We start from the raw sequence: 25,509 nt of genomic DNA, 5'->3' as shown, positions 1-25,509 counted from the left end.
GTTGCCGACCAACGAACAGGATGAACGCCCATGTCCGCCGATTCCCGCATTCAGGCCATCACCGCCCGCATCGTCGAACGCTCCAAGCCCTACCGCGAGACCTATCTCGAGCGGCTGCGGCTGCAGGTTTCCAAAGGCGTTCACCGTTCCGTGCTTTCCTGCGGCAATCTTGCACATGGATTTGCCGTCTGTTCCCCCGCCGACAAGGACATCCTTGCCGGCGACCGGGTTCCCAATCTCGGCATCATCACCGCCTATAACGACATGCTGTCGGCTCACCAGCCCTATGAGACCTTCCCGGCGATCATCCGTGATGCGGCCAGGGAGGCCGGCGGCATAGCGCAGGTGGCAGGCGCGGTTCCCGCCATGTGCGATGGCGTGACCCAGGGGCAGCCCGGCATGGAGCTTTCGCTGTTTTCCCGCGATGCCATCGCCATGGCTGCCGGTATCGGTCTGTCGCACAACATGTTCGATGCGGCTCTCTATCTCGGCGTATGCGACAAGATCGTGCCCGGCCTCGTGATCGCGGCCCTCGCCTTCGGTCACCTGCCCGCGGTCTTCGTTCCCGCCGGCCCGATGACGTCAGGCCTGCCGAATGACGAGAAGTCGCGCATTCGCCAGCTTTATGCCGAAGGCAAGGTCGGTCGCGCCGAGCTGCTCGAAGCGGAATCCAAATCCTACCACGGCCCCGGCACCTGCACCTTCTACGGCACCGCCAATTCCAACCAGATGCTGATGGAAATCATGGGCTTCCACATGCCTGGTTCGTCCTTCATCAATCCCGGCACGCCACTGCGTGACGCGCTGACCCGCGAGGCCACCAAGCGAGCTCTCGCCATCACCGCGCAGGGCAATGAATTCACGCCCGCTGGCGAGATGATCGACGAACGATCCGTCGTCAACGGTGTCGTCGGCCTGCATGCGACGGGCGGCTCCACCAACCACACCATGCATCTGATCGCCATGGCGCGTGCCGCCGGCATCATCCTCACCTGGCAGGATATTTCCGATCTTTCGGACATCGTGCCGCTGCTCGCCCGCGTCTATCCCAACGGTCTTGCGGATGTGAACCATTTCCACGCCGCCGGCGGCATGGGCTTCCTCATCAAGCAGCTCCTGAAGCAGGGCTTCGTGCATGACGATGTTCGCACAGTCTTCGGACAGGGGCTTGCAGCCTACACCGTGGATGCCCTGCTGGACGAGAAGGGCGCCGTCACCCGCCAGCCCTCACCCGAACAGAGCCACGACCCGAAGGTTCTTTCCAGCATCGAAACCCCGTTCCAGCCAACGGGCGGCCTGAAGATGCTGACGGGCAATCTCGGCAAATCGGTCATCAAGATTTCCGCCGTCAAGCCGGAACGCCACATCATCGAAGCACCGGCGATCGTTTTCCACGACCAACAGGAACTTCAGGACGCCTTCAAGGACGGCAAGCTCAACCGCGATTTCATCGCCGTCGTCCGCTTCCAGGGACCGAAGGCCAACGGCATGCCGGAGCTGCACCGCCTGACGCCGCCGCTTGGCGTGCTGCAGGATCGCGGCTTCAAGGTGGCGCTGGTGACGGACGGGCGCATGTCCGGCGCCTCCGGCAAGGTGCCTGCCGCCATCCATGTCACGCCTGAGGCTTCCGATTGCGGCCCGATCTCGCTCATCCGCGACGGCGATATCATCCGTCTCGACGCCATTTCCGGCTCGCTCGAGGTGCTGGTTTCCGCCGCCGAGCTGGCAAAACGCGAACCGGCGCGGGCCGATCTTTCCGGTAATGAATGGGGGATGGGTCGCGAACTTTTCGCCCCTTTCCGCCGCAATGCCGGCCCGGCCGATCAGGGCGCCAGCGTGCTCTTCCATTGATTTTGTGGAGGCGAAGGCCGGATGCGGCTTTCGCCTTTCAACCCTGCTTTGCGGTGTCGCCGGGATACCGAGAGAATCCGCTTTATTTCCCACATCCTAAACGTCAGACTTGTCATGTGGCTGTGACGATCGCCCTATAGGGCCTTCTCCAGCCGACCGTGGACGACGGCGCAGTTTCGGATGAAGGGGCAATGACATGACGATTTTTTCAAGCAAACGCCGCGACGTGCTGAAGCTTATGGCAGGCACCGCCATGCTGCCGCTGCTGGTGGCGGCGACGCCCGTTATGGCGCAGGATGTAGCCCTTCGCGCCATCGTCATCTCCGACCTGCATTCGGCCTATGAGCGTATCGGCCAGCTTCTCGCGGCCATTGAAACGCGTATCGCCGCCGACAAGACGCCCCACATCATCCTGTTGAATGGCGATCTTTTCGAACTCGGCAACGCTGTGGCCACACGTTCGGCCGGCGAAATCGAATGGACCTTCCTTGCGACGCTCGCCAAGCTTGCCCCCACGGTCATCAATATCGGCAATCATGAACCCGATATCGACAATGATCTTGCCAATTTCGTCAGCCGCGCCCAGGCGCTCGGCATAACCGTGCTTTCCAACATCATCGACAAGCGCAGCGGCAAACCCTATGCGGCTGATAGCGCCGAGGTGAGCGTCGCTGAGCAGCGGGTCGTCGTGGCAGGCTTCGCCACCAATGCGATCAACACCTACCCGAAGGCCACGCGCGAAATGCTCGACATTCCGCAGCCCGCGGAATGGGCCAAGGCCAATCTTCCTGGCATCGTCAAACCCGGTGCGATCAACATTGTTCTCAGCCATGCCGGCGTCGTCGCAGACCGTGATATCCTGCCGCTGCTGCCGGATGGCACCCTGCTCGTCGGCGGCCATGACCATCTGAGCTTCGTGCATGAACAGGGCGCCACCCGCTATGTCCATACCGGCTCATGGTGCACCTCCATGACGGTGGCGACCATTGCGGCTCCCGGCAAGGCTGCGGCCATCGAGACGATCTCCATCGATCGCGGCGCTCCCGCATCCCCTGCCCTCAAGGCCCTGATCGAGCAGACGCTTGATAAACACCTGACTGCGGAAGAACGGGAAGTTGTCGGCAAATCGGCGAAGGCGATGACCGTCGACGAGGCGGGCCGCCATGTGGCGCAGCTTATTGCCGCCAAAACTGGCGCGGATGTCGGCTTCGTCGGCCACACCTCCTTCGGTGCGGGCCTGCCGGAAGGCGACATTCGCCGTTATGATTTCAACGCCTCGCTGCGTTTCGATGGCAAGCTGATGGTGACGGAAGTGGATGGCGAGGCGCTTGCGCAAATCCTCAAACGCTGCAACCAGGATGGCGACATCCCGCTCACAGCGCGCACCGGCGACTATCTCTACGCCATGCCGGAAAAGCCGGAGAAGAAAGGGCGCTACAAGCTGGTCTGCAACGACTGGTCCGCTACCAACCAGAAATCCTATTTCGGCCGCGGCGACCTGACCTTCACCGAGGTGCCGGATGTGAAACTGAAGCAGACGGTTCTGGGCGGGCTTTCTTAAGCTCACAGGCATCGAAGGCAGAGACAGTCGGCAAGAGCCTGCAAATTCTTAATTCATGCCGCGTTTTCGGGATCGATGTGTGAATCAGTCTTGCGGGAAGAGGATGGATTCGTGATCCTGTGCACCGTTCAGAATGTGCAGAATTTCAACCCGTGTTCCGGTAACACGATAAAAAACAAGGTAGTTTTCATAGGGACGGCGACGAACACCGGTTTGCTCGTAACGGGGCACCAGCGGATAAGCACGAGGCATCTCCGCCAGTCTTGAACATCGGTCCAGCAATTCGACAACGAATGTTTCTGCGCGTCGCGGATTATCAGCCGCAATAAAATCACCGATGCGTTCAAGGTCTGCCTTGGCCTCGTCGGTGAGAACGACGATCACAGCCCGCTTTCTTCCGCAATTTTTCGGTACTTCGCGCTAAGTTGCGATGCAACGTCCTTGATTGGCGTCACGCGTCCCGCATCTGCGTCTGCAAGTCCGCGCGCAATTGCCAGATCAAGAGCGGCGAGTTTCTTCTCACGCTCTTCCACCAGCCGAACACCCTCCCGCAACACCTCGCTGCGAGAATTATAACGCCCCGACTTCACAAGGTCTGAAACATAAGTTTCCAGATGACGACCGAGATTTGCACTGCTTGCCATAGCCATATCCTTTCCACCACCTATATCATCCCGTGATAATAGTTAGCAACGGCTGGATATGACACGGGGTGATGCGGAGGGTCGAAACAGCCGGTTAAACCATTTTCGCCGATCCGCAGATGGTCTCAGAACGACCTGATATCGAGCTTGCGTTCCCTGTGTGCGGGATGTGTGCTGAACACGAAAATGCGGTCCAGTTCCTTCTGTGTCAGCATGCGCAGGAAGCGGACGTGGATCGTGTTATTGGCGTTGACGCGCAACATCACGCAGCCGATCTTGGTGATGCGAGCGTCGGGAATATCGAGATAGAACTGGTTCGGCAGATTGTATTTCGTCAGCAGCGCCAGCACCGCTTCGGTCTGGGAGATGCGGATGACATCGCAGCGGCGCGCCGCCATGTGCATCACGGCCTTTTCGGTATATTCGATGCGTGCCGCATTCATGGTATCTTCCATGCGGAACCGGTTTTCGCGGTCATACATGAAGGATTCTTCCTTGCTCAGGTAATGGTTCCTGATGACACCCGTACCGCTCTGCACGTCCAGACTCCCATGCTCGATCAATGGATCGAGACTAGGTCATAGTCTTTAACAATTCATATCAGCGCAGGCTTAAACAGACCGAGAGCGGGACATTTCCGTTATTTTTCCACAGCCGTAAAAAGCTCCGCAAAAAACCCGGAACGAGGACGTTCCGGGGTGTTTTGGGGGTCGACTGCAATCAGACGCGGTAGGTCTTGCCCTCGGCATTAAAGAGGTGAAGCTTTTCCTGCGGCGCGGCGAAACGCAGGGTTTGCCCCTTGGCGACCGAGACAATGCCCGGTGCCTTGACGATGATGGGCTCCTGGCCCTTCGGCGCTTCGAGATACAGAAGCGTCACCTCGCCCAGAGCCTCGACAATCGACACTTTCCCTTCGAAAAGATAATCATCACCGGTGACGATGCTCAGATCTTCCGGCCGCACACCGAAGCTTGCGGCCTTGCCCTGTTCGGATGCGGGGGTTGGAACATTGACCGCAAGCGTCTTGCCGCCGGCCAGCTCGATCGACGTCCGCTCGCCAGTCCCGACGATCTTCCCTTCGATGATGTTCATGGCCGGCGAGCCGATGAATTTCGCCACGAAGAGATTGGCCGGGTTCTCGTAAAGTTCGAGCGGCGCCCCGACCTGCTCCACGCGGCCGGCATTCAGAACCACGATACGGTCAGCCAGCGTCATCGCCTCCACCTGGTCATGGGTGACGTAGATCATCGTCGTATCGGCCATCTGCTCGTTGAGCTTGGCGATTTCAATGCGCGTGGCGACACGCAGCGCCGCATCGAGATTCGAGAGCGGCTCATCGAACAGGAAGACTTTCGGATTGCGGCAGATGGCGCGGCCGATGGCGACACGCTGTCGCTGGCCACCGGAGAGTGCCTTTGGCAAACGCTCCAGATATTGCGTCAGCTGCAGGATTTCGGCGGCGGCGCGAACGCGGCGGTCGATTTCCTGCTTGTTTTCCTTGGCGATCTTCATGCCGAAGGCCATGTTGTCGTAAACTGTCATATGCGGATAGAGCGCATAGGACTGGAACACCATGGCGATGCCGCGACGCGAGGGCGGGATTTCGTTGACGAGCTGGCCGTCGATGAACATCTCGCCGCCGGTGATTTCCTCCAGCCCGGCGATCATGCGCAGCAGCGTCGATTTTCCGCAGCCGGACGGACCGACGAAAACGATGAATTCGCCCTGTTCGATCGAAAGATCGATGCCGTGCAGGACTTTCACCTGTCCGTATGATTTGCGGATATCCTTGAGAACGAGACTTGTCATGGGTGTTCCTCCCTCATCTGTCAGGCGTAACGGGCGAAGAATGCGCCCCATGCCGGAAGTTCTACGCTTCTGCCTTCAAGACCGCTTGCAAAGCCGTGGCCTTCAAGAACCTCCCAGTTCCCTTCCGGCAACGTGGCCTTTGCCGGCGTTGCGGCGAGATTGAAGAGGCATAGCACGGTTTCGTTGCCGAGCGTGCGGGTGTAGCTCAGCACTTCGCCCTCAACCGGCTGGAATTCGATACCGCCCTTGGCAAAAGCGGGGTGTTTTTTGCGGAAAGCCAGAAAACGGCGATAGTGCTCAAGCACTGATGCTTCATTGCCCTGCTGGGCACTGACGGCGCGCTGCTTATGCTCGGCCGGAATGGGCAGCCACGTCCTGTCGGCGGTCGAGAAGCCGGCCTGCGCATGACCGGCATCCCATACCATCGGCGTGCGGCAACCGTCGCGGCCCTTGAATTCCGGCCAGAACTGGATGCCGTAGGGATCCTGCAAATCCTCGAAAGCGATATCGGCTTCGGTGAGGCCGAGTTCTTCGCCCTCATAGATGCAGACGGAACCGCGCTGCGTCATCAGCAGCGCCGAAAGCACCTTGGCAAAGGCGTCCTTATCTTCGACATGCTCGCCCCAACGGCTGACATGGCGCACGACATCGTGGTTGGAGAAGGCCCAGCAAGCCCAGCCTTCCGGCGCGGCTCTCGCAAAATCCGCCTGCACATCGGCGACGCGCTGCGGGGTGAGCGCGTCCGGTGCGAGGAATTCGAAGGCGTAGCACATCTGCATCTTGTCATCGCCCGACGTATATTCGCCGACGATTTCGAGACCGCGCTGGCTGTCGCCCACTTCACCCACAGCGGCGATGTCAGGGAATTCGTCCAGCACCGCGCGGAAGCGCTTCAGGAACGCGATATTTTCCGGGCGGTTCTTATCGTAGAGGTGTTCCTGGAAGTTATAGGGATTAACGGCAGGTGCCGTGGAGGCGTTGCGGCGTTCCGGCGCCAGCGCCGGGTTGTCGCGCAGCTCGAGGTCGTGGAAATAGAAGTTGATGGTATCGAGACGGAAACCATCGACGCCGCGCCTCAGCCAGAAGCGGGTGATGTTCAACAGCTCTTCCTGCACTTCAGGGTTATGCAGGTTAAGGTCCGGCTGCGAGGTCAGGAAGTTGTGCATGTAATATTGCATGCGGGTGGGGTCCCACTGCCAGCCGGAGCCACCGAAGATCGACAGCCAGTTGTTGGGCGGCGTGCCATCCGGTTTGGCGTCAGACCAGACGTACCAGTCCGCTTTGGGATTGTTGCGGCTGGCGCGGCTTTCCACGAACCACGGATGCTGGTCGGACGTGTGCGACAGAACGAGATCGATCATGACGCGGATACCGAGGCGGTGGGCTTCGGCAATCAACCCGTCGAAATCGGCAAGCGTGCCGAACATCGGGTCGACATCGACATAATTCGAGACGTCGTATCCGAAATCCTTCATCGGCGAGGTAAAGAAGGGCGAAATCCAGATCGCATCGGCACCCAGATTGGCGATATGCGCCAGCCGGTCGGTGATGCCCTTGAGATCGCCGATGCCGTCGCCATTGGAGTCCTGATAGGAGCGCGGGTAGATCTGATAGATAACGGCGCCGCGCCACCAGTCCTTGTTGGGCGTCAAAGCGGAAGTCACCGAAGCGGTCATGGAAGTGTCCTGTGAGGTATGGGCGTTCATGGATTGATCAGCCTCCCTTGACGGAGCCTGCCAGCAGGCCACGCACGAGATAACGTTGAAGAGCAAAGAAAACGCCAAGCGGCACGATGATGGTAACAAAGGCCGAGGCGGTAAGGATTTCCCAGTTGCCGCCACGCGAGCCGAGCAGCGCGTTGAGCGCACCCGTCAGCACGAGTTCGTTCTTCTGCGTGCCAAGGAAGACCATGGCGACGAGCAGGTCGTTCCAGGTCCAGAGGAACTGGAAGATGGCGAAGGAGGCGAGCGCCGGGAAGGACAGCGGCAGGATGATCTTGACGAAAATTTCAAAGTCGCTCGCGCCATCCACGCGCGCGCTTTCGATGATCTCCTTCGGCAGGCCGGAAATATAGTTGCGCAGCAGATAGATGGCGAGCGGCAGGCCAAAGGCGGTGTGCGCCAGCCAGATGCCGGCATAGGTCTTGGACGGCACACCGAAGATGGTGCCGATTTCGTTATAGAGCCGCAAAAGCGGGATCAGCGACATCTGCAGCGGCACGACAATCAGGCCCACCACCATGGCAATCAAGAGATTGCGGCCGGAAAAGCTCATCCATGACAGCGCATAGGCGGCGAAGGCGGCAATGAGTATGGGAATAACAGTCGCAGGCACCGCCACGGTCAGCGAATTGACGAAGGATTGCCCGATGCCTTCCGAGGTCAGAACGGTCCGGTAATTGTCGAGCGTGAAGACGGGCGGCGTGGCGACGGAAATATAGACACGTTTTCCGCGAGAACCCTCGAAACTTGTGGCCTTGCTGTATTCGTAGCTGCCGTCCGAATTGACGAGAAGTGTCTCGCCATCACCGATATCGGCAGCCTCCCCGGCTTTGAAGGCTGTGGGTTCCTGCACACGGACGCCGAAGGCGGCGACCTTGCCGCCCTGACCGTTTTCAAAGACGTTGCCGGAGATCACGTAGCGGCTGCCGTCCTGCTTCTGCACAGACGCATCGGCAAGGCGAACTGCCGAGGTCTGTTCCGAGCTGGAGAAGGCCGTCCACCAACCTGATACCGTGATCTGGTCCTTGTCGCGCAGCGAGCTGACGAGAATGCCGAGCGTGGGCAGGAGCCAGAGAAGCACGACGACGAGGACGCTGGCGTGGACGATGAGGCGCGGCAGGCCGACGCGGCGAAGACGTTTGACGATGTTCATCTCAGCGACCCTCCATCTCGCGGTTCGCCTGGCGGATGTTCCAGACCATGATCGGGGTGACGGCCGCCATGATGATGAGCGCGATGACGGCACTTCGGCCGCTGTCTCCGCCGCCGCGGAACATCCAGTCGAACATGAGATTGGCGAGAACCATCGTGTTCCACTGGCCGTTGGTCATGGTGAGCACGATATCGAAGACCTTGAGCACGAGAATGGTAATCGTCGTCCAGACGACGGCGATGGTGCCCCAGATCTGCGGAACCATGATCTTCCAGAAAATCTGCCAGCCATTGGCGCCGTCGATCACCGCGGCCTCGATGGTTTCTTCGGGAATGCCGCGCAGGGCTGCGGACAGGATGACCATGGCGAAACCGGTCTGAATCCAGATGAGGATCACCATCAGGAAGAAATTGTTCCAGAAGGGCATGGAAATCCACACTTCCGGGCTGCCGCCGAAAAATTCGACGACGGCGTTGAGCAGGCCGATCTGCACCTGCCCCTCTGCGCGGTATTCGTAGATGAATTTCCAGATGACGGACGCGCCGACGAAGGAGATCGCCATCGGCATGAAAACGATGGATTTGGCGATGTTGCCCCACCAGATGCGGTCGGTCATGACGGCAATAACCAGGCCGAAGAAGGTGCAGGCGGCCGGTACGACAGCGAGCCAGAGCATATTGTTGAAGATCGACTGGCGGAAACCGGCATCGAAAATCGCCCAGCGATAATTGGCAAGCCCAACGAATTCGCTGCCGGTCCGATCATAAAAGGACAGGATCAGCGTGGCGATGACAGGGTACACCAGATAGACCAGCAGAAGGATCAACGCCGGGCCAATGAACAGCCAAGGCCGGACGGCGGCGCGGCGATTGAGATTGCGGGAAGCGTGAATGACGTCTCCCGAGCGGACGGGAAAGATCGCCTGCAGCGCCTTGTCGGATAGCCAATAATAGGCAGCGCAAGCAAAAACGCCCGCCACCATGACGCCGATGGCTGACACGAGTTGTTGAGCCATGTTCCCTCCCTTGATCCTCTCCGCGCCGCGCTGATTTATGCGGTCGTCGGGGCCGTTCCGTTGGTTAAGGCCCGGCAGCAAACCGCCGGGCCTGATCCGATTTTACTTCAGGCCGTCCCAGGCCTTCTGGATATCGGCGGCGACCTGATCGGCGGACTTGCCGCCGACGAAATCGATCATGCCGGTCCAGAACGCGCCGGCGCCGATTTTGCCGGGCATCAGGTCGGAACCATCGAAGCCGAAGCTGGTCGCAGTCGTGAGGATTTCGCCCTGCCGCTTCATCTGCTCATTGGCATAGGCATCGACATTCACACCCTTATAGGGCGTCAGGAAGCTCGACTGAGCCATCCAGACCTCGTGGGCGATCGGCGTTTGCAGGAATTCGACGAATGCCTTGGCCGCAGGCGCTTCCTTGGTGATGGTAACGAGCGTACCGGCGCCGAGAACCGGCTTGCCGAGGTCAGGCTTGGACGCGTAAGTCGGCATGTAGAAGAAATCCACATCCGTGCCCACTTCGGTGCCTTCCGGGAAGAAGGACGGCACGAAGGATGCCTGATGGTGCAGGTAGCACTTCGGCGGAATGTCGAAGAGGCCCTTGGGGCTGTCACGGAAGTCGGTGGAGGCCACGGCCGCGACGCCGCCGCTGACGTATTTTTCGTTCTTGGCGAATTTGCCGAATTCGTTGATCGCCTCGACCACGGCCGGATCGGTGAACTTGACCTCGTTGGTCGTCCATTTCTGGTAAACGTCGAGCGGCTGCGTGCGCAGCATCAGGTCTTCCACCCAGTCCGTTGCTGGCCAGCCGGTAGCGCCGCCGGAGCCGAGGCCGATGCACCAGGGCGTGCCGCCATCGGCAACGATCTGGTCCGTCAGCTTGAACAGGTCTTCCATCGTCTCGGGCACTTTATAGCCCGCTTCCTCGAAGTTCTCAGGCACATACCAGACGAGCGACTTCACATCCGCCTTGAAGGGGAAAGCGAAATAGGCCTTGTTGCCGTCCTTGCCCTTGTAGCTGCCGAGATCGACCCAGGACTGGCCGGCGCCGTAATTTTCCTTGACCCAATTGGCGGTCTCGTCGCCGAGCGGCACGAGGAAGCCCTTGGCCGCCAGATCGGCCAGAAGACCGGGCTGCGGCAGGATGGCGATATTGGGCGGCGAACCCGCCTGCGTATCGATGACGATCTGCTGCTCGTAGTTTTCCGACGAGGAATAACGGACATTCACGCCGGTCGCATCGGCGAAATAGGCAAGCACCGACTGGAACAGGGCCTCGTCTTCACCACGCCACGGACCGAAAATCGTCAGCGTCTGACCTTTCAGGTCGGCATGGGCCGCCTTGAAGTCCTCGTAGCTTTTCCAGTTGAACTTGGCGTCGCCGCCGGGTGCAAATTTAAGGTCGGCGGCAAAGGCCGCACCGGACAGCAAAGCCATGACGGCAGCTGTCGCCAAAAGAGTCTTCTGCATGTGATTTACCTCCCATCACATAAAAGGCTCAAAGCGTCCTCTCCAATCAAAGCGCTTTGGCTGCCTATTCATCTCATTGTCATTAAGACAGAGTCAAGAGGCTCTTTGTTCGGAAACGTTGCAGCGCCTTATAAATAGTCATATTTAATTCGGAAGGCGGCTATCCTTTTCGATTGAGAAATGCAGTGGAGGCTGGTAAAAATCTAAAGCGCTTTGGGAATTGAGGAGAGGCTTTGCCGTATTCTTAGGCGCGCGCATGGAGGAAATTATAGACATGAACCTGAAACAGTTGTCGCAACTGCTGGGCATTTCGCAGACGACCATCAGCAGGGCGCTCAACGGCTATCCGGAGGTCAGCGCCGAAACGCGCCGCCGCGTCATGGAAGCTGCCGAAAAGACGGGATATCGCCCGAATGCGGCAGCGCAACGGCTGGCGACGGGCAAGGTCGGCTCCATCGGACTTGTCATGCCGATTGGCGAACACCACCGTTCCGACGTGCATTTCGGCGAATTCCTGAGCGGCCTCGGTGAAGAGGCGTCGCGCAGCGGCTTTCATCTCGTGATCATGCCCACCGAGCCGGAAAAGGAGCGCGAAGCTCTGCGGGGGCTCGCCACAAACGGCAGCGTCGATGGCATCTATCTCGCCTATATGAAGAAGAACGACCCGCGCATCGCCATGTTGCAATCGCTCTCCCTGCCCTTCCTCGTCCATGGCCGCTCCGTCGGCGTGGAGGAGGACTATCCCTATCTCGACGTCGACAATGAGGGCGCGTTTCGCGATGCGACCCAGCTTCTCCTCCAGCTTGGCCACACGCGGATCGGGCTGCTGAACGGCCCGGAGGGTTATGATTTCACCTATCGGCGCTGTCTCGGGGTGGAAAAGGCGCTTTCGGCACATGGCCTGACATTGCATGCGAACAACAAGAGACACAGCAGCATGACCGATGAGGAAGGTTATCTCGGCATGGAAGCGTTGCTGTCACGGCCGGAAAAGCCGACCGCCATTCTCTGTGCCAGTACCGCGCTTGCGCTCGGCGCGATCCGTTCTCTCAACCAGCGCGGCCTGAAACCCGGCAAGGATATTTCGCTGATCGCCCATGACGACGTGCTGCCGCTTTTGAAGCCGGATAATTTCTCCGTGCCGCTGACCACCACCCGTTCGTCGCTCCGGGCGGCGGGGGTGCGGGTGGGCCAGCGCCTGATCAACCGGATCAAGCTCAACCAGACCGAACCGCATCAGGAACTCTGGAAGGCGGAACTGGTGGTGCGTGCCTCGACGGGGCCGGCTCCGAAAGCGTAGCCGGCCGTTTCCAACCGCTTAGAATTTCGGCGCGGTCAGGCCCAGCGCGCGATGGGCGGCGATGACGGTGTTGGCCATCAGCATGGCGATGGTCATCGGGCCGACGCCGCCGGGAACAGGCGTGATGGCGGCAGCAACCGCGCTCACCTCGTCATAAGCGACATCGCCCACCAGCTTCGACTTGCCTTCGCCCTTTTCCGGCGCGGGGATGCGGTTGATGCCGACATCGATGACGGTCGCGCCCGATTTTACCCAGTCACCCTTCACCATTGCGGCGCGACCGACCGCCGCGACGAGAATATCCGCGGTCTTGCAGATGCCGGCCAGATCCTTGGTGCGGGAATGCGCCATGGTCACCGTGGCATTGGCATTCAGCAGAAGCTGGCCCATGGGCTTGCCGAACAGGTTGGAGCGGCCGATGACGACGGCGTTGAGGCCGGAAAGGTCGTCGCCGTGAATGCCGCGTACCAGCAGCATTGCGCCGGCGGGCGTGCAGGAAATGAGGCCGGTGGCGAGATCGCCGGTCGCGAGCTTGCCGGCGTTGAGCACGCTCAGACCATCGACATCCTTTTCGGGTAGGATCGACTGGATGATCTCATCCGAGTTGAAATGTTTCGGCAGCGGCAGCTGTACCAGAATACCGTGAATGGTGGCATCGGCGTTCAGTTCGCCGACAAGCTTCAGGAGATCAGCTTGGGTGGTTTCTTCCGGCAGCGTGTGCTGGATGGAGTTGAAGCCGCATTGCTTGGCCATCTTGCTCTTGGAGTTCACGTAAGCATGGCTGGCCGGATCATTTCCGACAATGACAACCGCGAGACCAGGCTTTACGCCCTTTTCCACCTCAAGCGCTTCTGCCGATTTGCGGACCGCCTCCGTTACCGAAGCCGCCTTCGCCTTCCCGTCAATCACAACTGCCATGCGTCCTGCTCCTGCTGGGTTACGTCGGCTCCGTATGGTGCCCCCGCCACAGGAATGCAAGCTAAAATGCGGCGTTTTCAGGCTGTTTTGCGGTAGTCTTCGCGGCGATCGGCGTAATCGGTAAGACACTCCCTCAGGAACGCCAGTTCGCGTCGCAATTCCATCAGTTCCTCTGCTTCGGCCTGGGCATGATCGACGTGCCCGGCAAGGGCGTCAGCCAGAAGCGGCGGAAGTCCGTAAGGGGCCGGATCAGCACTCCTGACCGTGCGGTTGCCCATCAGCACCTGCCGCACGCGCTCGTCCAGCGGCATGTCGTCGTCGTCATTGACGGCCTCGCCGTAATAATCGGCAAAGCCATCTTCCTCCGGCTCGATGTTGTCCCCTGCGGCAAGATTCTGCAGATCCTCGAACACAGCCGGTTCGATCGGTTCGAATTCGGAAACCTGCAGAGACTCAATCGACGGCTCGACGGAGGATGGATGTTCCGCGCCCTCTTCGATGAGCAATGCGCCCTCCTCTTCCTCGTCGTGACGACGATAGCTCAGGAGATAGAGACTGCCCAGCAGGCCGATCAATGCACCGCCGCCCGCCAACATGGCGGCCTGCGGCAGGTCGCGGGTCAACTCGCCCGGTGCGGCCTTCTTGGTCAAACGGGTTTCGAGCGCGGGCGTGGCGGATGCGGAGAGGTCGCGGCGTTCGCTTGCCTCCAGATAGGCATTTCGCGCCGTGTCCAGTTCCCCCTGCAATCTGGAAAACTCGCCGGGGGCGACACCCAGCTCATTGAGGCGGTCGAGATACTTCTTTTGCTCGCCATTGGCGGCCGCGATCTCCTGAGAGATGCGCTTTTCATCCGCCCGCAGGCCTTCCAGCAATTGCCGCAAGGCGGGGCCGGCAAGCGCCTGTGCGGCATCCACCGCATTCTGGGCGGCGATGCGGCGGGGATGTTTCGGGCCGTAATCGACCGAAACCGCAGCAAGCGCCATGCTGGCGGTCGAATACTTCTGCCTGACATCCTCAAGTACCGAAAAACCCGTACCGCCCGGCAAAGGCTTCGCAAATACATCATTCGGCTTCAGGGCCGAAGCCGCTGTCAGATCGGCCTGGATGGACAGTTGCTGCCGGGTGCTACGCGCCAGACTGTCGTTTACGTCGCGCAGCTGCTGCTCGAGTTGCTGCGCCTCGGCCATCACCGCGTCACCGTGGCGCATCTGGAAACCGTTCAGCGCCGCTTCCGCCTCATCGAGCCTTGCCCGCGCCCTTTCCGTCTCGCGCATGGCGGGCGTCATAGTGCCGGCCTTGCCATCCGCGATGACGCGCATCGAAAGATAATCGGTCAGTCGCATGGCGGCGTCCGGCGTCGCGGCCTTACCGGTCACGATCAGCGTGTTTTCATCCGGGGTCAGTTCCAGCCGGATCGCTTCTCCCACCGCGCCGTTCAGCGCCTCCCGCTCGGATAACGGGCGCGCATCCGCGCCGGTCAGAAGGTCGAAAAGCAGGCCAAGCTCGCCCTGATTGCGAACGCCGACCATATCGGCCGACTTCAGCTTAAGATCGGCGGTTATACGGTCGAGCCCGGAGGGTGAAAGCAGCGTACGACGCGCCATCGCCAGAAAGCGGACGGCATCCGGGGCATCGTAAGCGGTCTGGATAACCTCGATCCGGGCTTGCGAAACATAACCGCGAAAGCCCGAATCGACGAGCAGAAGCGGAAGGGCAGCACCGACAACGGCGGCGGCGGCGATGCAACCGGACGTCATGAGCCGACGGCAATGTCTGCGCCATTGCGATACGGGCGTAGCGACATCATCCTCGTCAAGGCGGATCGCCATCATGTCCGGATTGTCATCAACCATCTGAAGCCGTCTGCCGCCCTCGGCGCCGCCCGCCACGGGCGACTGTTAAAACCTTACGAGAGGTTAAAGGATCGTGGCAAACAAATGGTTAACGCAGCGCCTGCGAGAACGGCCTCAGCTCTTGCCGAGCGCGATGTGCCAGGGTTCGGCGCAAAGGCTGTAGAGCCAGCTCATGTGAAGCTTGCGGAAAATTTCCGGCATGCCGGCCACTTCCGAAGACAGGACCTTGAACAGTTGCCCAACCGCAATCGTGACCCGCGCATTCTCGCTGCTGACGGTGCGGTGCAGCCATGTTTCCTGGTTTTCCTTCAACATTCCCGCGAGCAGAACATCCACCTTAACAGCCGAAGCATCGCGGTTCAGCATGACGAAATCGTGCCAGGGCGCATGCGCCCGCAACCTGGCGAGAACCTCGCCGATCTGCGCCGAATCATCTCCCGCCACACCGATACGCTTCGGCACGGCCATATAGGTCAGAAGCGCCATGGTGAAGGCGACGCCGTCGATGGGTGCAGACAAAGGCTCGCCATTCTCGTTGCGCGCAGCGGCCCTCATTGCCTTTCCCTGCGGCAAGAGCAGACAGCTCTCAAGAATCTGCCGGTAGGCGTTGTCCCTAAGCGAAAGCTTCACCTTTTCGATGGTGAGAAAGGACAGCATCGTATGCCCCTCACAGGCAGACGCCCTGCCGCTGATCAATTCCAGCGCCCCATTCCAATCGAGATCACAGACGCGCAGTCCGTGGATATTCCGTTGCGATCCCGACCGCGCGAGACCTGACGCGAAACTCATTGCCAACCCCCAAATGCCAAAGCCGTCGCCACCGATCCGACGCATGGCCTGCGGGATGGTGGTTCATGGGTTTGTTATACAGGTGCTGGTTGAATTTAGCCTGAAAGCAATCTCTCGAATGCCTGGGGATGCGGCAAGAGACAATTAACCAGAAGGATGCTCCACATCCCCTATCTGGCCGACGCCCCTCGCCCCCCGGTCGTCAGTGGCTTGGCGTCGCTTCTTTGCCGGCTTCGGCCTTCTCGCCCTCGACGAGCTTGACCGAACGGGGCGTGCCATTGCCGTCCTGCTCGCGGATATCGGCTTTCGACAGATAATCCAGCTGTTCGATCAGCACATCCTCGACCACCTCGTCATCGAGCCTTTTGTTCAGCCCCTCGCGGATGCGCTGCTTGAAGGCTTCGGGATCGAAGGTGGAAATATTGGCGATATTGACCATGGAAGAACCCGCAAGCAGCGTGAACAGTTCGTCCGTCATCAACTGCGTTGCCGGCAGCTCGATCTTCGCCATCTTGGTCTTGTCGACGCGCAGCGAAATACGGCTGAGGAAATAGCCGTTCACCCCGCCGTCATTGATGACGGGGATCGTGATGCTTTCGCCCTTGACCAGTTGCAGATTGGCCTTTTTTGCCCCCGCCTCACCCGGTGCGGGCGCCGTCGCCAACTGGACGGAGAAATACACCGCGCCGAGCGTGACGGCGCAAACCCAGACGCCGGTGACAAGAAGCTTCAACATCAGGAGGCTGCGCCGTACATGAACTGTTCCTGCGAATAGGTGCCGTCCGTATCGGCTTCCTGGAGCGCGTTCTTGAGCAAATCCGCAACGGCGCGAACCGCATTCAGATGCGCCTCGACGCGGCTGGCATTGGTGGCGAGCTTGGACTTGATGCCCCTGACCTGTTCCATGTAACCGGCGGCGATTTCCTCGCGCGGCGTATCGCGAAACAGCATCGTCAGCTCATAGAGGCAACGGCTCTTGTGGGCGTTGGATACCTTGAAGTCGAACTTGGGGTCTTTACCGATATTGTCGTTCTCATTGTCGATGATCATCTCAAGGCGGCCGAGAACGGATTGGATACGGTGGTCGTTCGACATAAGGTCCATGCTTGTCTCCTCGTTAGGGTTTTTCATTCTCAAGCCTCGTCCGTTTTCTCATTGGAAACGCCGAGGACCTGCCGCTCGAACTCCGCCACCATCCGAATTGCAGCATTATGGTCTTTTTCATTCATCGATACGTCGGTAATGCCTTTGCTTTCGGCTTTCCGCAACGCATCCTTGTAAGCCTGCTCCGCAATGCCGACGCCGCCATTCCTGGAGATCGTGTCAGCAAACTGTTCGGCCATCATGCTTTTCCAGATCTCGCCGGCATTGCCCTTGCCGTAAACTTCCTCGCTGTCTTTCGGCAGCATGTTGGCCACGAAGGTCTGGAGTACCGAGGCTTCATATTTGCGGTAGGTTTCCGGGATTTCGGTGCGGGCCGCGCGAATATTGGTGTCGCCGAGGCCAGCCTTCGAGGACGCGCCATCCAGCATATCGACCGCGGCACCGAAACCCTTGCCGGCATCGGCAAGGCTGGTTGCGGCAAAAGCCGCCTTGTTCGCCTTGAGTTTTTCCTGCGCGACCTGAACTTCCTGGGGGTCCGCAGCGCGAACCACATCCATCACCAGATCGCTTATCACCGATATCGCCACGTCCAGATCTCCCGAGCTGACGAATGCTCGGCGCAAAAGCCGGCGCATTCGCTCAATCAAGAAACATCGCCGGAAACGTCCTCAAGAACGCCCGCGATGCAACAATGGGACAGATTATGGATCGCCAACCTTGCTGGAGGCTGGTGTCTGGGAAACATTCGTAATTTCTAACAAATCATAGATTGCATTATCGTCGGCCTCGCGCTGCTCAAGATCGCGCGCGAGGTGCATCCTGTCCTCCAGCCGGTCTGCCTTGGTCTTTTCCTTCAGAACTTTGTTTTCCTGAAATTGCTGAACGCCCTCAAGCTGGCGGTCCTGGACGACGAGACGGCCGTAGCGGTCCGAATAGTGCCGGGAGAATGTCTGATGCACCGGCTCCATGGAACTCATGGCCTCCAGCACGCTCTCCATGGATTGCGCCACTTCGGTACGGGCGCGGGTGGTGTCGGCCAGTTCCACCTCGGCCATTTTTTCCATGTGCCGCTGAACCGTTACCAGACGTTTGAGTTTTTCCGAGCGTTTGTCCGAAGCCATAACGTCTTCTCCCGATCAAAAGCCGATAAAGACGGGGCCGAAACCATCCACGAACTGACGGATAAGGGCTGCGACCGACAGGTAAAGCATGAAAATACCCCCCGCGAGAACGAAGGGCGTCGATATAAAGAAGACCGGAATCTGCGGCGCGAGCTTGTTGATGAGGCCGACCGCGACGTTAAACATCAAGCCATAGATCACGAAGGGGCTGGCAAGGCGCAGCATGATGGAAAAGGAAGCCCTGAGCGTGTCGGTCAGCGTAATCAGCATTTTCTGGCCGCTGATCAGCGCGCCGACCGGTGTGGCGGTATAGGAATCCACCAGCGCCTTGAGGACGATATGGTGGAAATCGAATATGAACAGAACCAGCAGGCCGCCGAAAGTGATGAAATTGGATATCTGGTTTTCCTGCACGTCTTCAATGACATCGGCGCCACCCGGCGCACTGAGGCCAATGGAAGCGCCGATGACCGCGCCGGTAAACTGGAAGCCGAGCGTGTAGAACCGCGCGATCAGTCCATACATCGAACCGATGACGACCTCGGTGAAGATGAGGCCGACGACCGTGCCCTGGCTTGCGCCGGAAACTTTCGGATAGATCGTGTCCCATAGCACGGGCAGGAGCGCCATGGACACAGCAACGCACAGAAGCATGCGAATCTGCGGCGAAATGCGCGAGCTTGAAAAGCCCGGCATGGTCATGAAGCATGCGCCGATACGGCAGATGGCAAGGAACAATGCAATGATTGTCCCCTGCGGGTCGGTTATCATGAAATGGCGCCCAGAATCTTGATCTCGAGACCCTTGGCCAGTTCCACATGCGAAAGAACCGGCAGGGTCGCAAAGAGTCGCTCGATAATCATGCGCACATAGGACCGCGTTTCCGGCGAGGTTACAAGGACAAAGGGCAGGCCGCGATCCATGAATTCACGGATAACTTTCGACGCCTGCTCGGAAAACTCCTCGAGATGGCGGGGATCGATATCGAATTCGACAATTTCGCCCTTCTGGTCGCGCTTGAGCGCCTGATGGAAGACCATGTCCCATTTGTTGCCGAGGCGCAGGACGCGCAGCACGCCATTGTCGGCCAGATCGCCGCAGAGCTGCTGCGACATGCGCACCCGAACATGTTCGACGATCTGTTCCGTCTTGCGCACATGCGGTGCGAGTTCTGCAACCGCTTCGAGAATGAGATGCAGGTTGCGGATCGACACGCGTTCGGCGAGCAGCAGCTTCAGAACCGCCTGCAGGCCGGAATAGGACATGTGTGACGAGCAAATCTCGTCGGCCAGCTTTTTGTATTCGGGGTCGAGCCTGTCGATGAGGATTTTGACATCCTTGTAAGACAGAAGCTGCGGCAGGTTGTTGCGGATGACCTCGCTCAGATGGGTCAGCACCACGGAGACGTTATCGATCGGATGGAAGCCTTCGCGCTTGAGATCTTCGGTGAAGGTTTCGAGGATCGAGACCGCAGGCATGCCGAAAGCGGGTTCGCGGATTTCGTCGCCGGGAATGCTCGGCTTGCGCCCTGCCCCAGTCACCACGAGGACATCCCCCACACGCAGGTTGCTGGAGGCGATCGTCGTGCCATGGACGCGGATCTGGTAAGCTTTTTCCTGGATCATGATGTCGTCGGAGACCTTGATCTCCGGCACGACGAAACCATACTGGCTCGCGAATTTCTTGCGCATCTTGCCGACACGGAAAGCCAGTTCCTGATGCGCGCCAAGAAGGCGGGTGGAAACCTGCTTGCCAAGCGCGAGCTCGATCTCGGCGGTCTTCAGAACCTGCTTGACGGAATCCTTCTCCGCCTCGGTGTTCTGGAGAACCTTGTTCTCCTCTTCCTGCCGACGAAGGGCGCTTTCGGCTTCGGCCTGGCGTGGAATATACCAGCTGCCAAAAGCCATGATGCCGCCAAGGAAGATGAAGGGCAGGAACGGCAGGCCTGGAATGATGGCCAGCAGGCCCATCAGCATGGCTGAAACCATCAACGCACGCGGATAGCCGCTCAGCTGATTGACAACGGCCTGGTCCGTCGAGCCGGCTGTGCCGCCGCGCGAGACCAGAAGGCCGGCGGCGAGCGATACGATCAGGGCCGGAATCTGCGAGACAATACCGTCGCCGACCGAAAGTTTGACGAAGACGTCGGCCGCTTCGCCGATGGGCATGCCGTGGCGGAAATAACCGATGATGATACCGCCGAAGATATTGATCGCGGTGACGATGAGGCCGGCGATGGCGTCGCCACGAACGAACTTGGAGGCGCCGTCCATCGAGCCGAAGAAGGAGCTTTCTTCTTCCAGTTCGCGGCGGCGGCGCTGGGCTTCCTTTTCATCGATGATGCCGGCGGAGAGATCCGCGTCGATCGACATCTGCTTGCCGGGGATGGCGTCGAGGGTGAAGCGCGCGCCGACTTCCGCGATACGCGTCGCACCCTTGGTAATGACGATGAAGTTGACCGTGATCAGGATCATGAAAACGATCAGACCGATCACGAAATCGCCGGACATGACGAGACTGGAGAAACCCGCAATGACGCCGCCGGCCGCCGTCGGCCCCTCGCTGCCGTGCGAGAGAATGACGCGCGTTGTCGCAATGTTCAGCGACAGGCGAATCATGGTCGCTATCAGCAGCACGGTCGGGAAAGACGAGAAGTCCAGGGGCCGCTGGATCCAGAGCGCCACCATGAGGATAAGGACCGAGAGCGCGATCGAAAAGGCAAGGCCAATATCGACCAGCATGACCGGAATGGGCAGGAAGAGGACGCAGAGGATCGCCACAATGCCGAGGGCGAAGCCGATATCACGCGCGCTCGGACTGACCTTCGGTAAGGAAATGACTGGTGGTTGCGCCATGATTTCGTCCTGTCTCTTCATGAGAAGGGCGACGGAAAAGCCGCCGCACGGTTCCGAAGCACCGGTTTTCGAAAAGCGCACACAATCCGGACCGATGCTTCGCGCCTATCCCTAGCCGCTGAAGCTTGCGCGAGGGTGGCATCGGGATCGAACGGAGGTCAGAAGCCGGACTGGATGCGGGAAAAGACGAGATTGGAAAAGAGCGATATCTGCGCGCCCACAAAGGGGGCGGCGACGCCGAGAACGATCATGATCGTTACGATTTTGGGAACGAAGGTCAGCGTCATTTCCTGAACCTGGGTCAGGGCCTGAATAAAGGCGATGACGACACCGACGATCATGGCGGCGAGAACCGCCGGACCGGCCGCGACGAGAACGGTCCAGACTGCCGCCTGCATGATATCAAGCGCATCTGCCTCGTTCATCGTCGCATCCTTGTTTCATAAAGGCGGCGTCATACCGCCTCTTCAATGTCAGGAACCAGTCGCGCTATCCGAATCGGTTCCGCTATCAGATGTACTCGTAATCGGGCCATTGGAGAAGGTCACGCCAGCCTGCAGCAGCACCTTGTCACCAGCTTCGGTGATGGCCACAACACCGTCCGAATAGACCTCGACTTCCTTCACCACGCCGGTGACGGTGTCGTCGGCGCTCTTGACCGTCTTGCCAACCAGATCGGAGGCGCGCGTCAGGGCTTCCGCCTGCAGCATGCTCTTCAGATGGGTGTTGGTCTTGATCGTCTGCTCGACCTGCGAGAAGCTTGCCAGCTGCGACATCTGCTCGCCGGCATCCATCGGGCTGGTCGGATCCTGGTTCTTCATCTGCGCGATGAGGAGCTTCAGGAAGCTGTCATAGTTCAGCGAAGCCGCGTTCTTGTCGCTGCTGCTGGCGCCGGCATTCGCCCAGGGGTTTGCCGCTGCCGAATTGACTGCATCTACCGCCATGGTGCGATCTCCTTGCGAATCTGTTCGATCGTTGCGGGGGTCATTTCCTGATTGTTGAGGATTTTCTCCTCGATCAGGTAGAGACCGCGAATGGCTTTCAGCGCTTCGAAAGCCTTGCCGGATGCGACAAGCCCGTCGATCCGCTTCAGTTCCGCCAGAACCTCGTCGTGCTGGAAGCAGTTCAAGAGCATGCTGACCGACTTGCGGAACATGTTGGTGGACTGCTCGCGCCCTTCCGGGTTGATGAGGATCATCTGCGCGATGAAATAAAGCTGTCTGAGCGGCGTCGTCGCCTGATCGGGCTGCAGAACGTGGTTTTCGAGCAGGAACGTGACATCGTTCAGGAATTCGAGCGCTACCTTGCGATCCACACGCAGAACTGCGCCGTTGATGAAGATCTTTTCGCCCGATTTCAGCGAAATCCGAAGTGTACTTTTCATTTCAGTCCATCCCTGATGATGGTTGTCACGTCAATTATGCCCTGGAAATTCGTCGATTGACGTTTCCGGATCAGTTCGCACTCTTTCAAAATCCAGATCGCGATGGAGATCAGATTGGCTCTGAGCTCGATGGCAAGCTGGTTGTCCGGCTGTTTGAGATCTTCAATGAAGCGTATCCAGACACGGCGAGTGTAAAAAAGTGCCTCAATCGTCGGCCGCTGCGAGGAGGAGTCCCTCGCCTCCACCAGAAGTTCGATCGATTTGGTCAACGCCTGCCGCTCGCGATCTTTCGCGTTGGCGACACCATCCTCCATGATTTCGGCGTAGGAAAACTGGTACATTCATGTATCCTTTATCTGCCGCCACCCCTGATCATCAGAGGTAGTTGACCAGACTCATTTTTTGCAGACGCGACGTGAGGCTGTATGCGATTTCAATCTGCTGCTGCAGCAGGTCGAGGCGTGTCTTCGCCTCATAGGTATCGATCCCCTCGATATCCAAGAGATGCGTTTCGATGATCTTTTTCTGGGCTGAAAGCGATTCGTTGGCTTTCGTAACGCGCTCCTGTGAAAGACCAAGGCTGCTCGCCTGCTGGTTCAGGCCGTCTATGGCTTTGCCGATGTTCGTGCCGGCCTGAGACGCCACCATGGCGCGAATCTCGCTGTTCACGCTGTCATCGAGAAAGGTCATGGCCGTTACGGACGTCATCGCGAAATAGCGCATCCCCTGGGAATTGCTGTTCGTCGAGCTTTCCACCACCTCATTTTGGCTGATGCGGCTCGTCATATTGGTGTCGCTCGCCTTGGAGCCGAAGGTCGTCCAGAAATCGTAATTCTGCGTGCCATCGAGACCGGTATGCGGTGGGTTTGTCACCGTGGTGGTGCCGTTGAACACACCTTCGATATGAGTCATGAACGTACTGACCTGGTCCTTGGTGAGGTCCGATGGCTTGGACACACCCGCAGTCGCGAGGAAGCTGTTCAGCTCGACATCATAGGCCGCCTTCAGTGTCGATCCTTCTGCAAAATAGTCATCGACCGGCTGCACATCGGTATTGATGCCTGAAAACAGGTACTCACCACCGACAGCCGTATTGGCAAAACCCGTAAAGGTCTTGTAGGCGTCGGTAATCGTCTGAAGCACGACTGCCGTGGTCGGCGCCTCCGCTCCGTTTGTCGTCAGCACGACGCTCTGGATCTTGTTGGCCGCCGTCGCCATCGACTTGAGGGCAGCCTGGGAGGATTCCAGACGCTGGGTCGCGAAGGCATTGATGGTGATGTTCGACTGGAGACGGTCGACATCGCGGTTGAGATCGAGGCTGCGCGCCGTGTTGGCGCCCAGCGTCACGCCGAGATCCGCATGTTTACCCGTCGTCAGCTCAGTATTGAGATTGGTCATCTCAAGCTGAGCCTTGAGGATGGTGCTGCGCATGCTGTTCTGCATCGCCAGCGATGAAATGAAGGATGTTTTCATCGTTTACCTCACCATGTCCATCAGCGACTTGAGCATCTCATCCACTGTCGTCACCAGCTTCGTGGCCGCCTTGTAAGATTGTTCGATATCCATGAGCAGCGAGAGCTCCTCATCCAGGCTGACCGCCGTATTGTTCGAATAGGACGTGGCGGAGCGCTCATAAAGCGCGCTTTTCGCTTCGTTCGCCGAAGTCGCGCCGGACCTTTCCTGTTCGAGCCAACCCATCGAGTTGGTGCCGTATTTCAGGATGCTGGTATTCGTATCGATACGTGTCGACGCGGCAAAATTCATGGGCGCGTCGAAAGCAGTGACATAGCTGTCGATCAGTGCGGAAAAACCGGTTCCGCCCGAAGTTGTACTATTGATGACGTAATCGGTACCGTTGATGCCGCCGTCGCGCAACAATTCCGGATTGCCACCTTTAGAAATAATTAACGCCGGGTTGACGGTAATGCTGGAGGCGAGCCCTGGAGAGACAACCCCATCCGCCGGAATGGTCGTCACCGGGGGTGAGCCGTAGATGAACAGACCCGGCATATTCGGCAAACCTGCGGTTGGATCCGCCGGCTTTTCCGCAAACATGGTGATGAGCCCTCGGGCGATTTCATCGAGCTGGCTCTGCATCGTCGGCGCCAGATCGTCACGAACCTGCATCAGGCCCTGAAGCGATCCCTCCGCCGTCGTGTTGTTGCCGCTGCCCGCCTTCAGCGCTACGCCATCGACATAGATTGCGTTGCCCGTGGTCGTCGCATCGTAGCCGGGCTGCGCGTTGAAGGTCACCTTGCGCGGTACGATCTCGAACAGCGTCGCGCCATCCGTCGTATAAAGTGCGACATCGTTGTTTGGACGCGTGACGGCATTGACGCCGATGATGGACGAGATGTCCTTCAGAAGCGACTCGCGCTGATCGAGAGCGTCGCTCGGATCGCCGCCAAGCGACGTCTGCGCCTTGACCTCGTTATTGGCTTCCTCGAATTTCGCAAGCAAACCATTCAGCTTGTCGACCTGAAGGGTGATTTCCTTGTCGGCGCGCAGACGTATCGCCTGCAATTCGGCCGAAGCCTTGTTCAGGGAACTGGCGACGTCAGTGGCCGAAGTCACCACCGTCGCCGCCAAAGCGGAATCGCTCGGCTTGGCGGCATAACCCTCAAGGCTCTTGAGCAGCGCCTTCATATAGGTTGAAGGAGAGCTTTCGTAGTCATTCCCGCCGAAAATGCTTTTCATCTCCTGAAGACCGGTCAGAACCGTATTCTGGCCGGAAGCGAGAGAAGAACTGGAGATCGTCTGCCTGAAAAGACTTTCATTCTGGGCACGGCCATTGGAGACGATACTCGCTCCGGCCATGGTCGTGCCAAGAATGGCGGTTCGCTTGACGTAGTTCGCATTACCGACATTGGCAATGTTTTTCGAAGTAACGTCGGTCTGCTTACCTGTGTTATTGAAAATCGATTGCGCAGTATTCATTGCTGACGTGAGCGACATTCATCTGTCCTC

Annotated in this window: 26 protein-coding genes; 3 read left to right on the top strand and 23 right to left on the bottom strand. The window is 59.0% G+C overall.

All coding sequences use genetic code 11. From position 1 onward, the window contains the following. Window positions 1-30: 30 nt before the first annotated feature. Together edd and PL597_RS04285 are read left to right on the top strand one after the other, a co-directional pair. Entirely contained in the window at window positions 31-1,851 is a 1,821-nt protein-coding gene (gene edd / locus PL597_RS04290; RefSeq protein ID WP_077983378.1) for a phosphogluconate dehydratase, read from the top strand. 196 nt (window positions 1,852-2,047) lie between these two features. Beyond that, complete coding sequence (locus PL597_RS04285; RefSeq protein ID WP_271364640.1) at window positions 2,048-3,412, top strand: metallophosphoesterase; 1,365 nt, start codon at window positions 2,048-2,050, stop codon at window positions 3,410-3,412. 84 nt (window positions 3,413-3,496) lie between these two features. Here PL597_RS04285 and PL597_RS04280 read toward each other — a convergent pair whose 3' ends face one another. The 8 genes from PL597_RS04280 to PL597_RS04245 all read right to left on the bottom strand — a co-directional run bounded on the left by PL597_RS04280 (window position 3,497) and on the right by PL597_RS04245 (window position 11,218). After that, window positions 3,497-3,796 carry a type II toxin-antitoxin system RelE/ParE family toxin gene (locus tag PL597_RS04280; RefSeq protein WP_137409779.1) on the bottom strand — a complete coding sequence of 100 codons (300 nt, stop codon included), beginning with the start codon at window positions 3,794-3,796 and terminating at the stop codon, window positions 3,497-3,499. Beyond that, complete coding sequence (locus tag PL597_RS04275; protein WP_142912770.1) at window positions 3,793-4,056, bottom strand: type II toxin-antitoxin system ParD family antitoxin; 264 nt, start codon at window positions 4,054-4,056, stop codon at window positions 3,793-3,795. Before PL597_RS04275 ends, PL597_RS04280 begins: the two co-directional genes overlap by 4 nt. Before the next feature lie 125 nt (window positions 4,057-4,181). Beyond that, entirely contained in the window at window positions 4,182-4,538 is a 357-nt protein-coding gene (locus PL597_RS04270) for a hypothetical protein (RefSeq protein ID WP_162520486.1), read from the bottom strand. A gap of 238 nt (window positions 4,539-4,776) precedes the next feature. Next, window positions 4,777-5,865, bottom strand: a complete 1,089-nt coding sequence (locus tag PL597_RS04265) for an ABC transporter ATP-binding protein (protein WP_077983382.1) — start codon at window positions 5,863-5,865, stop codon at window positions 4,777-4,779. 20 nt (window positions 5,866-5,885) lie between these two features. Continuing rightward, on the bottom strand, window positions 5,886-7,541 hold the full coding sequence (gene bglA, locus PL597_RS04260) for a beta-galactosidase BglA (RefSeq protein WP_271364639.1): 1,656 nt from the start codon (window positions 7,539-7,541) through the stop codon (window positions 5,886-5,888). Window positions 7,542-7,578: 37 nt separating this feature from the next. Beyond that, a complete protein-coding gene (locus tag PL597_RS04255; protein ID WP_271364638.1) occupies window positions 7,579-8,739 on the bottom strand; it encodes a carbohydrate ABC transporter permease in 1,161 nt (386 codons plus the stop codon). A 1-nt stretch (window position 8,740) separates the two neighbouring features. After that, entirely contained in the window at window positions 8,741-9,754 is a 1,014-nt protein-coding gene (locus PL597_RS04250; protein WP_271364637.1) for a carbohydrate ABC transporter permease, read from the bottom strand. Between the two features lie 102 nt (window positions 9,755-9,856). Further along, complete coding sequence (locus PL597_RS04245) at window positions 9,857-11,218, bottom strand: ABC transporter substrate-binding protein (RefSeq protein ID WP_142912767.1); 1,362 nt, start codon at window positions 11,216-11,218, stop codon at window positions 9,857-9,859. Between the two features lie 274 nt (window positions 11,219-11,492). Between PL597_RS04245 and PL597_RS04240 the strand changes: the two genes are divergently transcribed. After that, on the top strand, window positions 11,493-12,518 hold the full coding sequence (locus PL597_RS04240; protein WP_191217069.1) for a LacI family DNA-binding transcriptional regulator: 1,026 nt from the start codon (window positions 11,493-11,495) through the stop codon (window positions 12,516-12,518). A gap of 18 nt (window positions 12,519-12,536) precedes the next feature. Here the strand turns inward: PL597_RS04240 and PL597_RS04235 are convergent, their stop codons facing one another. The 15 genes from PL597_RS04235 to flgK all read right to left on the bottom strand — a co-directional run bounded on the left by PL597_RS04235 (window position 12,537) and on the right by flgK (window position 25,497). Beyond that, on the bottom strand, window positions 12,537-13,436 hold the full coding sequence (locus PL597_RS04235; RefSeq protein ID WP_142912765.1) for a bifunctional methylenetetrahydrofolate dehydrogenase/methenyltetrahydrofolate cyclohydrolase: 900 nt from the start codon (window positions 13,434-13,436) through the stop codon (window positions 12,537-12,539). Between the two features lie 77 nt (window positions 13,437-13,513). Beyond that, window positions 13,514-15,289, bottom strand: a complete 1,776-nt coding sequence (locus PL597_RS04230; RefSeq protein ID WP_271364636.1) for a hypothetical protein — start codon at window positions 15,287-15,289, stop codon at window positions 13,514-13,516. A 114-nt stretch (window positions 15,290-15,403) separates the two neighbouring features. After that, the gene (locus PL597_RS04225) at window positions 15,404-16,078 is read right to left on the bottom strand and encodes a WecB/TagA/CpsF family glycosyltransferase (RefSeq protein ID WP_137409772.1); all 675 of its coding nucleotides are present in this window, start codon (window positions 16,076-16,078) and stop codon (window positions 15,404-15,406) included. Between the two features lie 202 nt (window positions 16,079-16,280). Next, entirely contained in the window at window positions 16,281-16,814 is a 534-nt protein-coding gene (locus PL597_RS04220; RefSeq protein WP_269833355.1) for a flagellar basal body-associated FliL family protein, read from the bottom strand. Beyond that, on the bottom strand, window positions 16,814-17,182 hold the full coding sequence (locus PL597_RS04215; RefSeq protein ID WP_077983432.1) for a hypothetical protein: 369 nt from the start codon (window positions 17,180-17,182) through the stop codon (window positions 16,814-16,816). Before PL597_RS04215 ends, PL597_RS04220 begins: the two co-directional genes overlap by 1 nt. A gap of 29 nt (window positions 17,183-17,211) precedes the next feature. After that, window positions 17,212-17,769 (bottom strand): rod-binding protein, encoded by a 558-nt coding sequence (locus PL597_RS04210; protein WP_003503348.1) that lies wholly within the window; start codon window positions 17,767-17,769, stop codon window positions 17,212-17,214. Window positions 17,770-17,883: 114 nt separating this feature from the next. Beyond that, the gene (locus PL597_RS04205; RefSeq protein ID WP_142912763.1) at window positions 17,884-18,303 is read right to left on the bottom strand and encodes a hypothetical protein; all 420 of its coding nucleotides are present in this window, start codon (window positions 18,301-18,303) and stop codon (window positions 17,884-17,886) included. 15 nt (window positions 18,304-18,318) lie between these two features. Then, window positions 18,319-19,074: a flagellar biosynthetic protein FliR gene (gene fliR / locus PL597_RS04200; protein WP_077983391.1), complete on the bottom strand. Its 756-nt coding sequence runs from the start codon at window positions 19,072-19,074 to the stop codon at window positions 18,319-18,321. Next, window positions 19,071-21,158, bottom strand: coding sequence for a flagellar biosynthesis protein FlhA (gene flhA / locus PL597_RS04195; protein WP_137409769.1), 2,088 nt, complete (start codon window positions 21,156-21,158; stop codon window positions 19,071-19,073). Before flhA ends, fliR begins: the two co-directional genes overlap by 4 nt. A 158-nt stretch (window positions 21,159-21,316) precedes the next feature. Next, window positions 21,317-21,583 carry a flagellar biosynthesis protein FliQ gene (gene fliQ, locus PL597_RS04190; RefSeq protein WP_077983392.1) on the bottom strand — a complete coding sequence of 89 codons (267 nt, stop codon included), beginning with the start codon at window positions 21,581-21,583 and terminating at the stop codon, window positions 21,317-21,319. Window positions 21,584-21,631: 48 nt separating this feature from the next. Then, window positions 21,632-22,102 carry a flagellar hook assembly protein FlgD gene (gene flgD, locus PL597_RS04185; protein WP_077983393.1) on the bottom strand — a complete coding sequence of 157 codons (471 nt, stop codon included), beginning with the start codon at window positions 22,100-22,102 and terminating at the stop codon, window positions 21,632-21,634. Then, the gene (gene flbT, locus PL597_RS04180) at window positions 22,093-22,542 is read right to left on the bottom strand and encodes a flagellar biosynthesis repressor FlbT (RefSeq protein WP_271364635.1); all 450 of its coding nucleotides are present in this window, start codon (window positions 22,540-22,542) and stop codon (window positions 22,093-22,095) included. The genes flgD and flbT overlap by 10 nt, the downstream gene beginning before the upstream one ends. Next, entirely contained in the window at window positions 22,539-22,883 is a 345-nt protein-coding gene (flaF, locus tag PL597_RS04175; protein ID WP_063949721.1) for a flagellar biosynthesis regulator FlaF, read from the bottom strand. Before flaF ends, flbT begins: the two co-directional genes overlap by 4 nt. Before the next feature lie 34 nt (window positions 22,884-22,917). Continuing rightward, on the bottom strand, window positions 22,918-24,015 hold the full coding sequence (locus tag PL597_RS04170) for a flagellar hook-associated family protein (RefSeq protein WP_173988136.1): 1,098 nt from the start codon (window positions 24,013-24,015) through the stop codon (window positions 22,918-22,920). Window positions 24,016-24,018: 3 nt separating this feature from the next. After that, window positions 24,019-25,497, bottom strand: a complete 1,479-nt coding sequence (gene flgK / locus PL597_RS04165; protein WP_271364634.1) for a flagellar hook-associated protein FlgK — start codon at window positions 25,495-25,497, stop codon at window positions 24,019-24,021. Window positions 25,498-25,509 lie beyond the last annotated feature (12 nt).

The sequence above is a fragment of the Agrobacterium sp. ST15.13.013 genome (assembly GCF_027956525.1).
In the GTDB taxonomy this organism is placed as follows: domain Bacteria; phylum Pseudomonadota; class Alphaproteobacteria; order Rhizobiales; family Rhizobiaceae; genus Agrobacterium; species Agrobacterium salinitolerans.
This window is presented reverse-complemented; position numbering and strand designations above follow the sequence as displayed.

Bases quoted from the DNA above. Each gene is read 5' to 3' on its own strand.
- PL597_RS04265 (WP_077983382.1), bottom strand. From the start codon at position 5,865: ATGACAAGTCTCGTTCTCAAGGATATCCGCAAATCATACGGACAGGTG.
- flaF (WP_063949721.1), bottom strand. From the start codon at position 22,883: ATGTACCAGTTTTCCTACGCCGAAATCATGGAGGATGGTGTCGCCAAC.
- PL597_RS04205 (WP_142912763.1), bottom strand. From the start codon at position 18,303: ATGGCTTCGGACAAACGCTCGGAAAAACTCAAACGTCTGGTAACGGTT.
- flgK (WP_271364634.1), bottom strand. From the start codon at position 25,497: ATGTCGCTCACGTCAGCAATGAATACTGCGCAATCGATTTTCAATAAC.
- PL597_RS04220 (WP_269833355.1), bottom strand. From the start codon at position 16,814: ATGTTGAAGCTTCTTGTCACCGGCGTCTGGGTTTGCGCCGTCACGCTC.
- PL597_RS04245 (WP_142912767.1), bottom strand. From the start codon at position 11,218: ATGCAGAAGACTCTTTTGGCGACAGCTGCCGTCATGGCTTTGCTGTCC.
- PL597_RS04270 (WP_162520486.1), bottom strand. From the start codon at position 4,538: ATGTATGACCGCGAAAACCGGTTCCGCATGGAAGATACCATGAATGCG.
- PL597_RS04285 (WP_271364640.1), top strand. From the start codon at position 2,048: ATGACGATTTTTTCAAGCAAACGCCGCGACGTGCTGAAGCTTATGGCA.
- PL597_RS04240 (WP_191217069.1), top strand. From the start codon at position 11,493: ATGAACCTGAAACAGTTGTCGCAACTGCTGGGCATTTCGCAGACGACC.
- fliR (WP_077983391.1), bottom strand. From the start codon at position 19,074: ATGATAACCGACCCGCAGGGGACAATCATTGCATTGTTCCTTGCCATC.
- PL597_RS04215 (WP_077983432.1), bottom strand. From the start codon at position 17,182: ATGGACCTTATGTCGAACGACCACCGTATCCAATCCGTTCTCGGCCGC.
- PL597_RS04275 (WP_142912770.1), bottom strand. From the start codon at position 4,056: ATGGCAAGCAGTGCAAATCTCGGTCGTCATCTGGAAACTTATGTTTCA.
- flhA (WP_137409769.1), bottom strand. From the start codon at position 21,158: ATGGCGCAACCACCAGTCATTTCCTTACCGAAGGTCAGTCCGAGCGCG.
- flbT (WP_271364635.1), bottom strand. From the start codon at position 22,542: ATGAAAAGTACACTTCGGATTTCGCTGAAATCGGGCGAAAAGATCTTC.
- PL597_RS04230 (WP_271364636.1), bottom strand. From the start codon at position 15,289: ATGGTTGATGACAATCCGGACATGATGGCGATCCGCCTTGACGAGGAT.
- bglA (WP_271364639.1), bottom strand. From the start codon at position 7,541: ATGACCGCTTCGGTGACTTCCGCTTTGACGCCCAACAAGGACTGGTGG.
- PL597_RS04255 (WP_271364638.1), bottom strand. From the start codon at position 8,739: ATGAACATCGTCAAACGTCTTCGCCGCGTCGGCCTGCCGCGCCTCATC.
- flgD (WP_077983393.1), bottom strand. From the start codon at position 22,102: ATGGCGGTAGATGCAGTCAATTCGGCAGCGGCAAACCCCTGGGCGAAT.
- PL597_RS04225 (WP_137409772.1), bottom strand. From the start codon at position 16,078: ATGAGTTTCGCGTCAGGTCTCGCGCGGTCGGGATCGCAACGGAATATC.
- edd (WP_077983378.1), top strand. From the start codon at position 31: ATGTCCGCCGATTCCCGCATTCAGGCCATCACCGCCCGCATCGTCGAA.
- PL597_RS04235 (WP_142912765.1), bottom strand. From the start codon at position 13,436: ATGGCAGTTGTGATTGACGGGAAGGCGAAGGCGGCTTCGGTAACGGAG.
- PL597_RS04250 (WP_271364637.1), bottom strand. From the start codon at position 9,754: ATGGCTCAACAACTCGTGTCAGCCATCGGCGTCATGGTGGCGGGCGTT.
- PL597_RS04170 (WP_173988136.1), bottom strand. From the start codon at position 24,015: ATGAAAACATCCTTCATTTCATCGCTGGCGATGCAGAACAGCATGCGC.
- fliQ (WP_077983392.1), bottom strand. From the start codon at position 21,583: ATGAACGAGGCAGATGCGCTTGATATCATGCAGGCGGCAGTCTGGACC.